Genomic DNA, 12,898 nt, shown 5'->3' on the forward strand with positions numbered 1-12,898 from the left:
ACCTCGACAGTTTGCCGAGGTTGCCATAGAGTTGTCCCAGAGATATCCCCGGAACAAACCGAGCAGTAACAACCGATGATCGACCTGAAGAGAAACAGCCGCCTCCGCCCGCTACGACAGCGTATCAGCGGCGGCCTGGCAGCGCTGGGCATGGGGCTGCTGCTCGGCAGTGTGCCGCCGGCAGCACTGGCGGAAGAGGATCGGATACAACTGCCCGAACTCGGCGACGCCACCAGCGGCCTGGTCTCCCACGCGCGGGAGAAGGATCTGGGGCAGATGTGGCTGCGCATGTTCCGCAGTCAGGTGCCCACCTCCAGCGATGCGCTGCTGCAGCAATATGTGGAGGAGACCGTCAAAGGCCTGGCGGAACACAGCCCACTCGAGGACAAAGCCGTCGATGTGGTGGTGGTCAACAACGACACCATGAACGCCTTCGCCGTCCCCGGCGGCGTCATGGGGATCCACACCGGCCTGTTCCTGTTCGCCGAAAACGAGGACCAGTTCGCGTCGGTGGTGGCACACGAACTGGGCCACCTGAGCCAGCGTCACTATGCGCGCTCCCTGGAGGCGCAACGCAACAGTACCATTCCCACCCTGGCCGGCATGCTGGGCGCGCTGGTGCTGGCGGCCACCGCCGGCGGCGACGCAGGCCTCGCCGCCATGACCGCGACCCAGGCGGCGGCCCTGGACAACCAACTGCGCTTCTCGCGCCAGAACGAAAAGGAAGCGGACCGGGTAGGCATCCAGACCCTGGCCAAATCCGGCCGCGACCCGCAGGCGGCCGGGGAAATGTTCGAGCAGATGCTCAGGGCCACCCGCTACTATCGCCGCCCCCCGGAATTCCTGCTGACCCACCCGGTGACCGAAAAGCGGATCGCCGATGCCCGTTTGCGCGCCAATCGCATGCCGGACACAAAGACCACCGACAGCCTCGACTACCACCTGATGCGCGCGCGTATCCGGGTCAGGGCCGAGGACACGCCGCAACAGGCGGTCAAACGCTTCCAGGCGGAACTGCGCGGTATCCATGACAATGAGGAGGCGGCCCGCTACGGCCTGGCGCTGGCGCAGATCGACGCCGGCAAGCCCGACTATGCGCTGGAGACCCTGCAGCCGCTACTGGATGCGCGACCGGACAAGAACACCTATGTACTGGCTCGGGCCGATATCGACATCACCCGCAACGCCTACGACACCGCCATCGAGCGCCTGCAGTCCGCCCTGGACAAGGCGCCGGGCGACCACGCGCTGACCATGGGCCTAGCCAACGCCCATTTCAAGGCGGGCAATTACCTGGCGGCGGAGCGCCTTCTGGAGACACACAGCCGCGTGCGTCGCGAGGACCCGTCGGTCTGGTACCTGCTGGCGGAGACACACGGCCTGGCCGGGGATATCGTCGGTGTACACGAGGCGCGCGCCGAGTACTACATCCTCAACGGCGTCTTCGACAAGGCCGCCCAGCACCTCCGCCACGGCATCCGCCTGGCCAAAAACGACTACCAGACCCACGCGATCCTGGAACAGCGGCTGAAGGATGTAATGAAGATGCAGCGGGAGGCGAAGGAACTTTAATGATGAATGCGGAATGATGACAAATCTGCTGGGAGCAGATATGTCATCATTCCGCATTCATCATTCGCCCTAGTCCAGCGGTTTGCGGAAGTCCAGCATCCGCTGCAGCGGGATCATCGCGCGCCGGCCCAGGTCCGGGTCCACCAGGATTTCGTTGTCGCCGCGCTCCAGCACCCCGCAGAGGTTTTCAAGCCCGTTCATCGCCATCCACGGGCAGTTGGCGCAGCTGCGACAGGTGGCGCCGGCACCGGCGGTGGGGGCGACGATCAGCTCCTTGTCCGGGCACTGCTGCTGCATCTTGTAGAAGATGCCCTGGTCAGTGGCGACGATAAAGCGCTTTTCCGGGCGCGTCCTGGCCGCATTGATGATCTGCGAAGTGGAACCCACCACATCCGCCAGTTCCACCACCGCCGCCGGCGATTCCGGGTGCACCAGCACCACGGCATCCGGGTACATGGCCTTCAGGTCCTGTACGCCCTTGGCCTTGAATTCCTCGTGCACGATGCAGGAACCGTCCCACAGCAGCACGTCCGCGCCGGTTTCCCGCTGCACATAGCTACCCAGGTGCTTGTCCGGCGCCCACAGGATCTTCTCGCCCTGCGCGTCCAGGTGATCCACCACATCCAGCGCGATACTGGAGGTTACCACCCAGTCGGCGCGCGCCTTTACCGCCGCTGAAGTGTTCGCATAGACGACCACGGTGCGGTCGGCGTTGGCATCGCAGAAGGCGGAAAACTCCTCCGGCGGACAGCCGATATCCAGGGAACAGGTGGCTTCCAGGGTGGGCATCAATACGCGCTTTTCCGGCGTCAGGATCTTGGCGGTCTCGCCCATGAATTTCACCCCGGCCACGATCAGCGTGTCCGCCTGGTGTTCGGCGCCGAAGCGCGCCATCTCCAGTGAATCCGACACGCAGCCACCGGTCTCCTCCGCCAGTGCCTGGATCAGCGGATCCGTGTAGTAGTGGGCCACCAGCACCGCGTTCTGTTCCTTCAGCAGGCGCTTGATGCGCTCGCGCCACAGCTGCAACTCGTCCTCGCTGTACTCGTGTACAGCCGGCTCGGCCAGGTGGGCCTGCACTATCGACCTGGAACCGGAGCGGGAATCGACGTCTTCTGTGGGAACCAACTTCTCGGTCATGATTACCTGTCACCAGTGGAAAAGCGCGCATTATAGCCTTTTGTGACCAGACTGTTGCAGCCCGGGCCCAGAGTGTAAGACGGCACCTGTGCAGATCTCAAATTCGCGTACGCGCGAAACGGACGGAGGATACAAGGGGGAATGGTGGGTCGTGCTGGATTCGAACCAGCGACCAATTGGTTAAAAGCCAACTGCTCTACCGACTGAGCTAACGACCCGCAAAAGAGGAGCGCATCATACTGATCTGCTGCCGAAAAGCAACGCCCGCGGCGCTGCAATCCATACAGGAAGGGCCGCCAGTGGCGGCCCTTCCGGAAAGATGGTGGGTCGTGCTGGATTCGAACCAGCGACCAATTGGTTAAAAGCCAACTGCTCTACCAACTGAGCTAACGACCCGTTGATGCCTCGCTGTCGAGGAGCTGCGTATCTTACGGATCTATTTCCAAAAGACAATACCCGGCGGTAAAAATTCAAAGAATTTAAGGGGTTAGCGCCGCATTGCAGGCTCCTGCAGTCAACCCGCGTAGATCGTCGGGTCCGCCAGGCCGGCCTCGGTGAAACCGGCCGCCCGCAGGCGGCAGCTGTCGCAGCGGCCGCAGGCGGCGCCGTCCGGCCGTGCCTGATAGCAGGATACCGTCAAACTGTAGTCCACTCCCAGTTCGGTGCCGCGGCGCACGATATCCGCCTTGGACATTTCCATCAGCGGCGCGCGGATCCTGAGGCCGCGCCCCTCCACACCGGCCCGCGTGGCCAGGTTGGCTGTCTTTTCGAAGGCCTCTATATATTCCGGGCGACAATCCGGGTAGCCGGAGTAGTCCACCGCATTGACACCGACGAAGATATCCTGCGCTCCCAGCACCTCGGCCCAGCCCAGGGCGATGGACAGGAATACGGTATTGCGCGCCGGTACATAGGTCACCGGAATACCGCCGGTCTCCTCCTCCGGTACGTCGATGCTGTCGTCGGTCAGCGCAGAGCCGCCGATGGCGCCCAGGCCCAGTTGTACCACCTTGTGTTCGCGGGTCTCCTGATCGGCGGCCACCCGCCGGGCGGCCGCCAGTTCGGCGCTGCTGCGCTGGCCGTAGTCGAAGCCCAGCGCGTAGCATTCGAAGCCCTCGGCGCGGGCCATCGCCAGTACAGTGGCGGAATCCAGGCCGCCGGATAGCAGGACTACGGCTTTTTTCGTGGTCATGATTTCCTCGTGAATCAGTGTTCAGGGGATAGGATTGGGTGCCAAACCCGCCGCCCTCTCCCCCGGCCCCTCTCCCGGAGGGAGTAGGGGAGCTATGCGTTCAGATTTCGGGGAATTCCAGGGTGCACCGCGCGCCCAGTCCGCAGCAAGCTACCAAGCTACACCCCGGGAACATCGCCCCAGAGCAGCTTGTGCATCTGCAGTTGCATGCGCACCGGCAGGCCGGCCTCGAGGATCCACTCGGCCAGTTGTCGCGGCGGGACCTGTTCGTAGCTGGGAGAGAAGAGCACTTCCCCCACCCGTTCGGTCAGCCGGTAGCGGTCGACGGTGAAGCTGGCCCAGTCGAAATCCGAGCGATCGCAGATCACGAACTTGATCTGGTCGCGCCCGGTGAGGACGTCGATATTGTCCATGCGATTGCGGTGCTGTTCGCCGGAGGCCGGCGTCTTCAGGTCGACCACCCGCGACACGCGAGTGTCCACGGCCCCCACCGGCATGGCACCGCCGGTTTCCAGGGATACCCGGTAGCCGGCGTCGCACAGCGCCGTCAGCAGCGGCAGGCAGTTGGGCTGGGCCAGCGGCTCGCCGCCGCTGACACAGACATGGCGCGCCGGGTGGCTCTTCACCTCCTGCAGGATCTGCGCCAGGGTCATGCGCTCGCCGCCATGGAAGGCGTACTCGGAGTCGCAGTAGGTACAGCGCAGCGGGCAGCCGGTTAGGCGCACGAATACCGTCGGGTAGCCGGACTCCCGCGCCTCCCCCTGCAGGGAATAGAAGATCTCGGTGATGCGGAGCGACTCCGCGGTCAAGTCAGTCATTGCTACCACAATAGAAAACGCCCGGACGGCACATGCCGCCCGGGCGCGGGATCATAGAGGTTTTGTGGTTAAAAAACCAGCGGGAGGCTTCGAGACTGGTCCGCCAGCCTCTTCCCAACCCGCGAAAGTCCAACATCGGGGGCATGGGAACCACCGGGCTCTTCTATGCCCTCTCCCCCGGCCCCACTGACTCGCGCCATCCCTGGCGCTCGCCCGCTTAGCGGGCGCCTTCGGCGCCCAAATTTGATCCAGTCAAATTTGTCCCGGTGGGAGAGGAGAGCTACTTTTTCGGACTTTGGGGGGAAGTGTAGGGTGCGCCGTGCGCACCGCCCGGATCCCGGGTGTTCAGAAGTTCTGCTCCAGATACTTCTTGGCCAGGCCGGAGGCCCGGGCGTCGCTGGCGGCGACCTGCTCCAGCAGTTCGCGGGCCTTCTGCTCTTCGCCCAACTGGTGGTAAACAGTGCCCAGCTTGTAGCGGCCGTCCCAGACCTTGGTGGAATCGGGATAGCCGTCCAGCAACGCCACAAACCACTGGCGCGCCTCTTCCAGGTTGCCCTGCACCAACGCTATCTCACCCAGCCAGTAGTTGGCATTGGGGGCATACTGGCCGTCGGGGAAGTCCTCGAGCAGCTTCTCGAACTCGGCACTGGCGCCATCGTAGTCGCCGTCGCGAGCGAGGCCAAAGCTGGCCTGGTAGCGGTCGCGCTCCTCTTCACTGGCGGCCGCCGACTCACTGCCGGGCTGCTGCGCCGGGCTCGAGGCGTCATTGCCTTCGGAATCACCGCCGCCGGGCGGGATCCCGACGGGCCCATTGCCCGAAAGGCGGGAAATGCGCCTGTCCAGATCCATATAGTCGTCGGTGCGCTGCTGCTTGAGGCGCTTTACCTCGTGGCGCAGCTCTTCCACCGTGCCGCGCAACTCCTGGACTTCCTGCTGCAGTACCTGCATCTGGTAGTAGGCGTCCGCCTGCTGATCGCTCTGGGCGCGCGGGGCGGGAGCCGATGCCCGCGCCATCCGGGTTTCCCGGTAGGCGGGTTCGGAACTGGTGGTATCCGGGGAGGAAGACGTCGATTGCGCCCTGTCGTCACCGGACAGGTCGACAATCGGCGCCTGGGAGAATACGGGCGATGCCGCAGCCAGGGCGGCTGCGGCAATCGCGATCTGTTTAATCGTCAAAGCCATCGTTGGCAGCTTACACGATTATTTTACGATCACAACACGACGGTTCATCGCGCGAGCACTCTCGCTGGAACCAGACTGGGCCGGGCGCTCTTCGCCGTAGCTGATCACTTCCAGGCTGTTGGCGTCCACGCCCTGCAGCACCAGGAAATCGCGCACGGCGTTGGCGCGGCGCTCACCCAGGGCCAGGTTGTACTCGCGGGTGCCCAGCTCGTCGGCATGACCTTCCAGGCGTACGTTCTGGGTGGTGCCGCGCAGGCGATCGGCGTGCTGAATCAGCAGCTCACGGGTATCCGGCTTCAGCAGGGACTGGTCAAAATCGAAGTAGACGATATTGTCCAGCGGCATGGCTTCTTTCGGCTCGGGCGGGGTATCCACCACCGGCTCCTGCGGCTGCTGGGTCATTTCCTGTTGTGCGCTGTCGTCGGTATCGGTGCTGGAACAACCGGCCGTTACCGCCAGAACGCAGGCCAGACCCAGGCCGGTTTTTACTGATTTCAACATAAGCAACTCCGCTATTTTGTGTTATAGAAAAATCCTGAAAGACTTCTTTGTCTCTGAATCCATACCCGCCGAAGGCCTCAGCCCAATCGAACGAGCACCCCAATCAATCAAAGTATGGCGACCACGCCGGTTCGCGAACATCCCCCCGTTGGGACGGCAGGTTGTACTTACCGCCGGCATCCAGCGATACCGCTGCCAGAATTCCCTTATCCCCCCGCTTGGTGGCATACATCAGCATCGCGCCGTTGGGTGCAATGCTGGGGGACTCATCCAAGCTCGTCTCCGTGAGAACACGCATTCTGCCGGACTCGATATCCATCGTAGCAATCGTGAAAACTCCCCTGCTGCGATGCACCATGACCAGCGTTTTCCCATCCGGCGATACCCGCGGCCTTGCGTTGTAGTCGCCATCGAAGGTTAAGCGGTCCACTTGACCGGTGGCAAGGGTCAATTCATAAATTTGTGGCTTACCTCCCCTATCTGAAGTGAAAACCAGTGATTTACCGTCCGGCATCCAGTTCGGCTCGGTGTCGATGGCAAAGTGCCGCGTCATCCGTTTAAACCGACCGGTATTCAGGTCCAGAACATAGATCTCCGGATTGCCGTCTTTCGATAGCACCATCGCCAGTTTGGTTCCATCCGGCGACCAGGTCGGCGAGCTGTTGATCCCCTCGAAGTCGGTCAACTGCTGGCGCGCCCCGGTCTGCAGGTTTTCACGGAAGATCGCCGGGCGGCCGGTTTCGAAGGAGACATAGGCCACTTCCTGGCCGTCCGGCGACCACATCGGCGACATCACCGGCTGATCGAAACGGCGCACTTCCCGCGCCCGCGCTCCATCGATATCCGCCCGCATCAGCGCGTAGCTGGGGCGACCGCCGCGGGTCGTCTCCTGTACGTAGAGCATCTCCGTGGAGAAAGCACCGCGAATGCCGGTGATCGCCTCGAAGATCTCGTCCGCCGCGCGGTGCGCCATATCCCTGAGCTGCTGGCCGCTCCCCCTGACCTGCTTGGTGAACATCTTGCTCTGTCCGAAGATATTCACCAGATCGAAGGTCAGCAGGTAGCCGCCCGCCTGGGGCTCTATACGACCCGTTACCACGTATTCGGTTCCCAGGATTCGCCAATCGCGATACGCCACATTTTCCGGCGTCTTGGGAAAGGACAGCATGTCCTCGCGCGGCACCGGGTCAAACAGGCCGCTGCGGCGCAGGTCCGCGGAGACGATTTCGGACACATCCTCGGACAGCACCCCGCTGCCGGACCAGCCGAACGGCGATATGGCAATCGGGGTGGGATCCTGGACATCCCCGGAAATTTCCACCACCAACTGCGCCTGGGCGGCGACCACCAGCAGGCAGTTGGCAAAAATGACTATCAAGGACAACTTGAGTTTTTTGATCATTGGCGCAGGCCTTCGACTCTGAAAATCAATCTCGTGGTACGTACTTCGCGCTCGAACAGCGCCGGTTCCTCGCGGGCCAGATCCTTGACCTCCGGAAAGACCTCGACCTTCCGCACCGCATTGAGCACCGAGCGGTCCAGGGCGGCGTTGCCGCTGCTTTCGGTGACATCGGCGGCCACCACACGACCGGTGGGCACAAAGCTGATCCGTACTTCGGTCACCATACCATTGCGCGCGCTGGGCGGCAGGCTCCAGACCGCTTCGATACGCTGCTGGATAGCCTGGGCGATGGACATCACCGCCTGGGCGTCCTCTCGCGCGTCGAGCAGTTCTTCCTCGTCTTCGAGCGCCTCGTCAAAGGCACTCTGGCGTTCGCGCTCCCGCTGCTCCCGGCGCTCGCGCTCCTTGCGTTCTTTCTCGCGCCGGGCCTTTTCCTCCGCCGCCTTGCGTTTGCGCTCGGCCTCGGCCTTGCGCTTCTTTTCCGCCTCGGCCTTTTTCTTGCGCTCGAGGGCGGCTCGGCGCTTTTTCTCCGCTTCCGCCTTGCGCTGGCGCTCCAGCTCCTGCTGGCGTCGTTTCTCGCGCAAATCTACCTTCTTTGGCGCCTTTTTCTTTTTTACCGTGGCGTCAACCGTAACCAGTTTCGCCTGCACGAACTGCGGCATGGTGCGCTCGGGCTCCTCGGTCGCCTCCCAGCCAAAACCGAGCACGGCGATCAGCAACCCGTGGAACAGCAGGCTGACGACAACAGGCAATACATAGGAATTGGCCCGCATATGACGCTATTCCTGTGGCGGCTCGGTGACCAGCCCCACGCTGGGCGCACCCGCCCGCTGCAAGTGGGTCATGGCGCCGACGATCAGGCCGTATTTGGCCTCGGTATCGCCCCAGACCAACACCGGCGTCTCGGGTTTTTGACGCAGAACCTTGGCGACAGTTTCCCCGATTTCCTCCAGGGGCTTGGCCGCTTTCTCGTCCTCGCCCAGGTTCAGGTAGTAGGTACCGTCGGCGCGCACCGAGACGATCAGCGGCTCGTCGTCCGTATCGTCGATCGGTGCCGAGGGCGCGTTGGGCAGGTCCACCTTGACCCCCTGCATCAATAGTGGCGCGGTCACCATGAAGACGATCAACAGCACCAGCATCACGTCGATATAGGGGACGACGTTGATTTCCGATACCAGCTTTTTCTTGGGTCCCTTGCGAAACACACTCATAGGGGTCGTCTATCCACTCAGCTGGAGTGCACTTTGCGGTGCAGGATCGAGGAGAACTCCTCGGCGAAGGTCTCGTAGCTGGACAGCAGCCACTCCGCCTTGGCCGAGTAGCGGTTGTAGGCCATCACCGCCGGAATCGCCGCGAACAGGCCCATGGCAGTGGCCACCAGTGCCTCACTGATACCCGGCGCCACCGTGGCAATGGTCGCCTGGTGCATGGTGGCCAGGCTGCGGAAGGAGTTCATGATGCCCCAGACGGTGCCGAACAGGCCGATATAGGGGCTCACCGAGCCCACACTGGCGAGGAACGGCAGGTTCATCTCCGCCTTTTCCTGTTCGCGGGACATGGCCACGCGCATGGCGCGCTCGGTGCCCTCCATCACTGCCTCGGGGCTGCTGCGGCCCTGCTGGCGCAGGCGGGTGAACTCGGTGAAGCCGGCGCGGAACAGGGATTCGACGCCGTCGGTCCCGCCGCGCTCGGCGCGTGCGTTGCCCTCTCGGAACAGCTGGTTGACGTCGGCACCGGACCAGAAGCGGCGCTCGAACTTGATCAGCGCCTTGCGGGCGCGGGACAGGTAGAAACCGCGCTGAATGATCATGACCCAGGAAATGACCGAGGCCAGCAGCAGTAGCAACATGACCAGCTGCACCAGCAGGCTGGCGTTCTGTATCAGCCCCCACAGGGAAAGTTGTTCACCGGCGTTCATTTTTTAACAAGCTGCCTTTAATGCTGAGTAAATGGGTTTGGGTAGCGCGCAGGGCCTGCGGTTGTCATCCGCGACGCAGGCCACTTTGACCGCGCCCTCGCAGATAATTTCATCGTCGCGCCATATTTTTTGTTCAAAGGTCATCCCGGCGCGTCCCAGTTTGCCAACCGCCGCCGTGGCCCGCAACGAATCGTCCAGCCAGGCCGAGCGGCGGTACTGGATCTCCGCCGAGTGCACCACCAGCAACAGCCCCTGCTGCGGCATGGCGGGCTTATCATAGCCCAACGAACGCATGAATTCTGTGCGCGCGCGCTCCATATACTTCAGGTAATTCACGTAGTAGACGATTCCGCCCGCGTCCGTGTCTTCGATATAGACGCGGATGGGGAGGGTGAAGGGTTCGGTCATGGGGTTCGTTATCGTTCTGTGGGTGGTTCTGGGTGTCCGTTGGTCGGGTGGCTTTTTTCGGGGCTCGAGCAGGGTGCGCCGGCCGGACGGTGCGCACGGCGCACCCTACGCTCCGGCGAGACCGCCCTCTTTGCTTTATTCGCGCTCCGGCGCTTTTCCCCGGGTTCCGGGTCCCGGGTCCCGGGTCCCGAACAATCTATCCGGCTTCGGTATCCCGAAATGCTCGTACGCCAGCCCCGTGGCCACCCGCCCGCGGGGGGTGCGCGCCACGTAGCCCTGCTGGATCAGGTAGGGCTCTATCACATCCTCGAGGGTGTCCCGCTCCTCGCTGACCGCCGCGGCGAGGCTGTCCACCCCCACCGGGCCGCCGTCGAACTTCTCCATCACGGCCAGCAGCATCCGCCGGTCGAGCTGGTCGAAGCCGCTGGCATCCACATTGAGCATGTTCAGTGCGGCGTCGGCGATGGCCGCATCCACCTTGCCATTGCCCTTCACCTCGGCGTAGTCGCGCACCCGGCGCAGCAGGCGGTTGGCGATCCGCGGCGTACCGCGGGCGCGGCGGGCCACTTCCAGGGCGCCGCCGGCGTCCGTCTCCACCCCCATCAGGCCGGCGGAGCGGCGCACGATACTGGTCAGGTCCTCGACGCCGTAAAACTCCAGGCGCTGCACTATGCCGAAGCGGTCGCGCAGCGGCGACGTCAGCAATCCCGCGCGCGTGGTAGCGCCCACCAGGGTGAACGGCGGCAGGTCCAGCTTGATCGAGCGCGCCGCCGGGCCCTCCCCGATCATGATATCCAGCTGGTAATCCTCCATTGCCGGATAGAGCACCTCCTCCACATGGGGACTGAGGCGGTGGATCTCGTCGATAAACAGCACGTCCCCCGACTCGAGGTTGGTCATGATCGCGGCCAGGTCGCCGGCTTTCTCCAGTACCGGGCCGGAGGTAGTCTTGATGGCCACCCCCATCTCTGCGGCGATGATATTCGCCAGGGTGGTCTTGCCCAGGCCCGGCGGGCCGAACACCAGTGTGTGATCCAGGGCCTCGTCGCGCAGCCTGGCGGCCTGGATAAAGATCTCCATCTGCTCGCGCACCACCGGCTGGCCGACGTAATCCGCCATTTTTTTCGGGCGCACGGCACGGTCGTACTGTTCTTCCTGGCCGGAAGGGCCCTGGGGCTCCGGGGCGATCAGGCGGTCGGCTTCAATCATCATTTTCCCCCGCGAGCACAATATCTGTCGTAGGGGCAAACCCTGTGCTCGCCCCTACATCATCATTCACAGACCACCGACCACCCATCATGCCGGCGCCAGGCCCTTCAGCGCCAGGCGGATCAGCGTGGCGCTGTCGGCGTCCGGCTGCTCCTTGCTGGCGCGGGCCACCATCTTGCTGGCCTCGGTGGGCTTGTAGCCCAGTGCGGCCAGGGCGCTCTCGGCCTCGCCGGCACAATCCACTTTCGGTTCGGCGGACGCGGTCATCAGCGGGATATCGTTCGAATCGCCAAACTGCGGCGCCAGCTTGTCGCGCAGCTCGATAATCAGGCGCTCAGCGGTCTTCTTGCCCACGCCAGGCACCTTGACCAGCGCGCCGACATTGTCCTCCGCCACACAGCGGGACAGCGCGGCACCGTCCAGGCCAGACAGAATCGCCAGCGCCATCTTGGGCCCCACACCATTGACCTTGATCAGGGTGCGGAACAGCTGGCGGTCGGCGTCGCGGATAAAGCCGTACAGGGTCTGGGCGGTTTCCGACACCGCCAGGTGGGTGTGCAACTGCACCGGCTGGCCCAGGGGCGGCAATTCGAAAATGGTGGTCATGGGAGCCAGCACTTCGTAGCCGATCCCCTGTACATCCACCAGCATGTTCGGCGGTTGAACGGCGGCGAGGGTGCCGCTGAGTCTTCCTATCATTCTTTCTCTGGTTCCGGGTTGTTCTTTTCTGGCTCCGGGGCGGCGCTGCTGCGGATAGTCCCTTGCGGGACACGCCGTGAATCCATCCCTGGAGGCTTGTCGGCGAGGTCCCTCTCGCCGACAGTCCCGCAAGGGACTATCCGCAGCAGCGCCTTCGCATCTGACTATCGAATACTTAATCGCCCGCGGCGGAAGCGCCCCCGGGCACCACCACCGCCGGCGGTCTGCAGCAGGGTCTGGGAGGTGTGCATATGGCACAGGGCCACCGCCAGGGCGTCGGCGGCGTCCTCCTGCGGCGACGCGGGCAGGTTCAGCAGGGTCTTGACCATATGCTGCACCTGCAGCTTGTCCGCTGCACCGTTACCCACCACGGCCTGCTTGACCTTGCGCGCCTCGTACTCGGAGACCAGCAGGTCCGCATTGACGGCGGCGACGATGGCGGCGCCGCGGGCCTGGCCCAGTTTGAGCGCCGATCCGGCGCTCTTGGCCATGAACACATTCTCGATCGCCATCTGCCCGGGGGCGTGCTGCTCCGCTATCTGGCTGACCGCGTCGAAAATGAGCTTGAGACGTTCCGGCAGTGGCCCGTCGGGAATGCGGATCACGCCGCTGGCGACATAGGCGGCCTTGCCGCGCTGCACATCGATCAGGCCGTAGCCGGTTTTGCGCGAGCCGGGGTCTATGCCCAGGATTCGGGTCACAGGCTATATCCCTGTACGTTTATATAGTGGCGGGAGTTTCCCAAGGTGGGCGGGAGGCGTCAAGTTGGCGATGGAAGGCCGGCGATTCCGGGGCGCAGGTCCGGCCCTCTCCCCCGGCCCCTCTCCCAGAGGGAGAGGGGAGCTACTCTTTCGAAG

Annotated in this window: 14 protein-coding genes and 2 tRNA genes; 1 reads left to right on the forward strand and 15 read right to left on the reverse strand. The window is 63.6% G+C overall.

Features of this window, described 5'->3' with window-relative positions; all coding sequences use genetic code 11:
• Positions 1-75: 75 nt before the first annotated feature.
• A complete protein-coding gene (locus OQE62_RS00605) occupies positions 76-1,572 on the forward strand; it encodes a M48 family metalloprotease (RefSeq protein ID WP_265720040.1) in 1,497 nt (498 codons plus the stop codon).
• A 69-nt stretch (positions 1,573-1,641) separates the two neighbouring features.
• Here the strand turns inward: OQE62_RS00605 and nadA are convergent, their stop codons facing one another.
• From nadA to ruvC, 15 genes are all read right to left on the reverse strand, one after another.
• A complete protein-coding gene (gene nadA / locus OQE62_RS00610; RefSeq protein ID WP_265720041.1) occupies positions 1,642-2,712 on the reverse strand; it encodes a quinolinate synthase NadA in 1,071 nt (356 codons plus the stop codon).
• A gap of 142 nt (positions 2,713-2,854) precedes the next feature.
• Positions 2,855-2,930, reverse strand: a tRNA-Lys gene (locus OQE62_RS00615).
• 102 nt (positions 2,931-3,032) lie between these two features.
• Positions 3,033-3,108 (reverse strand) — tRNA-Lys (locus OQE62_RS00620).
• 118 nt (positions 3,109-3,226) lie between these two features.
• Positions 3,227-3,904, reverse strand: a complete 678-nt coding sequence (queC, locus tag OQE62_RS00625; RefSeq protein WP_265720042.1) for a 7-cyano-7-deazaguanine synthase QueC — start codon at positions 3,902-3,904, stop codon at positions 3,227-3,229.
• 158 nt (positions 3,905-4,062) lie between these two features.
• Entirely contained in the window at positions 4,063-4,722 is a 660-nt protein-coding gene (queE, locus tag OQE62_RS00630; RefSeq protein ID WP_265720043.1) for a 7-carboxy-7-deazaguanine synthase QueE, read from the reverse strand.
• A gap of 345 nt (positions 4,723-5,067) precedes the next feature.
• Entirely contained in the window at positions 5,068-5,904 is an 837-nt protein-coding gene (locus OQE62_RS00635; protein WP_265720044.1) for a YbgF trimerization domain-containing protein, read from the reverse strand.
• A gap of 18 nt (positions 5,905-5,922) precedes the next feature.
• A complete protein-coding gene (locus OQE62_RS00640; protein ID WP_265720045.1) occupies positions 5,923-6,405 on the reverse strand; it encodes an OmpA family protein in 483 nt (160 codons plus the stop codon).
• A gap of 103 nt (positions 6,406-6,508) precedes the next feature.
• A complete protein-coding gene (gene tolB / locus OQE62_RS00645; protein WP_265720046.1) occupies positions 6,509-7,807 on the reverse strand; it encodes a Tol-Pal system beta propeller repeat protein TolB in 1,299 nt (432 codons plus the stop codon).
• Positions 7,804-8,580 (reverse strand): cell envelope integrity protein TolA, encoded by a 777-nt coding sequence (gene tolA, locus OQE62_RS00650; protein ID WP_265720047.1) that lies wholly within the window; start codon positions 8,578-8,580, stop codon positions 7,804-7,806. Before tolA ends, tolB begins: the two co-directional genes overlap by 4 nt.
• Positions 8,581-8,586: 6 nt before the next feature.
• Entirely contained in the window at positions 8,587-9,018 is a 432-nt protein-coding gene (gene tolR, locus OQE62_RS00655; RefSeq protein WP_265720048.1) for a protein TolR, read from the reverse strand.
• A 17-nt stretch (positions 9,019-9,035) separates the two neighbouring features.
• Positions 9,036-9,725, reverse strand: a complete 690-nt coding sequence (gene tolQ, locus OQE62_RS00660) for a protein TolQ (RefSeq protein WP_265720049.1) — start codon at positions 9,723-9,725, stop codon at positions 9,036-9,038.
• A gap of 3 nt (positions 9,726-9,728) precedes the next feature.
• A complete protein-coding gene (ybgC, locus tag OQE62_RS00665; protein ID WP_265720050.1) occupies positions 9,729-10,133 on the reverse strand; it encodes a tol-pal system-associated acyl-CoA thioesterase in 405 nt (134 codons plus the stop codon).
• A 135-nt stretch (positions 10,134-10,268) separates the two neighbouring features.
• Positions 10,269-11,342, reverse strand: coding sequence for a Holliday junction branch migration DNA helicase RuvB (ruvB, locus tag OQE62_RS00670; RefSeq protein WP_265720051.1), 1,074 nt, complete (start codon positions 11,340-11,342; stop codon positions 10,269-10,271).
• 87 nt (positions 11,343-11,429) lie between these two features.
• Positions 11,430-12,041 (reverse strand): Holliday junction branch migration protein RuvA, encoded by a 612-nt coding sequence (ruvA, locus tag OQE62_RS00675; RefSeq protein WP_265720052.1) that lies wholly within the window; start codon positions 12,039-12,041, stop codon positions 11,430-11,432.
• A 164-nt stretch (positions 12,042-12,205) separates the two neighbouring features.
• Positions 12,206-12,742 (reverse strand): crossover junction endodeoxyribonuclease RuvC, encoded by a 537-nt coding sequence (ruvC, locus tag OQE62_RS00680; RefSeq protein ID WP_265720053.1) that lies wholly within the window; start codon positions 12,740-12,742, stop codon positions 12,206-12,208.
• Positions 12,743-12,898: the final 156 nt, after the last annotated feature.

Origin of the sequence: Microbulbifer halophilus, from assembly GCF_026183675.1 — a bacterium.
GTDB lineage: Bacteria > Pseudomonadota > Gammaproteobacteria > Pseudomonadales > Cellvibrionaceae > Microbulbifer > Microbulbifer halophilus.

Coding starts and splice junctions, on each gene's coding strand:
- OQE62_RS00605 (WP_265720040.1), top strand. CDS start 76: ATGATCGACCTGAAGAGAAACAGCCGCCTCCGCCCGCTACGACAGCGT.
- nadA (WP_265720041.1), bottom strand. CDS start 2,712: ATGACCGAGAAGTTGGTTCCCACAGAAGACGTCGATTCCCGCTCCGGT.
- queC (WP_265720042.1), bottom strand. CDS start 3,904: ATGACCACGAAAAAAGCCGTAGTCCTGCTATCCGGCGGCCTGGATTCC.
- queE (WP_265720043.1), bottom strand. CDS start 4,722: ATGACTGACTTGACCGCGGAGTCGCTCCGCATCACCGAGATCTTCTAT.
- OQE62_RS00635 (WP_265720044.1), bottom strand. CDS start 5,904: ATGGCTTTGACGATTAAACAGATCGCGATTGCCGCAGCCGCCCTGGCT.
- OQE62_RS00640 (WP_265720045.1), bottom strand. CDS start 6,405: ATGTTGAAATCAGTAAAAACCGGCCTGGGTCTGGCCTGCGTTCTGGCG.
- tolB (WP_265720046.1), bottom strand. CDS start 7,807: ATGATCAAAAAACTCAAGTTGTCCTTGATAGTCATTTTTGCCAACTGC.
- tolA (WP_265720047.1), bottom strand. CDS start 8,580: ATGCGGGCCAATTCCTATGTATTGCCTGTTGTCGTCAGCCTGCTGTTC.
- tolR (WP_265720048.1), bottom strand. CDS start 9,018: ATGAGTGTGTTTCGCAAGGGACCCAAGAAAAAGCTGGTATCGGAAATC.
- tolQ (WP_265720049.1), bottom strand. CDS start 9,725: ATGAACGCCGGTGAACAACTTTCCCTGTGGGGGCTGATACAGAACGCC.
- ybgC (WP_265720050.1), bottom strand. CDS start 10,133: ATGACCGAACCCTTCACCCTCCCCATCCGCGTCTATATCGAAGACACG.
- ruvB (WP_265720051.1), bottom strand. CDS start 11,342: ATGATTGAAGCCGACCGCCTGATCGCCCCGGAGCCCCAGGGCCCTTCC.
- ruvA (WP_265720052.1), bottom strand. CDS start 12,041: ATGATAGGAAGACTCAGCGGCACCCTCGCCGCCGTTCAACCGCCGAAC.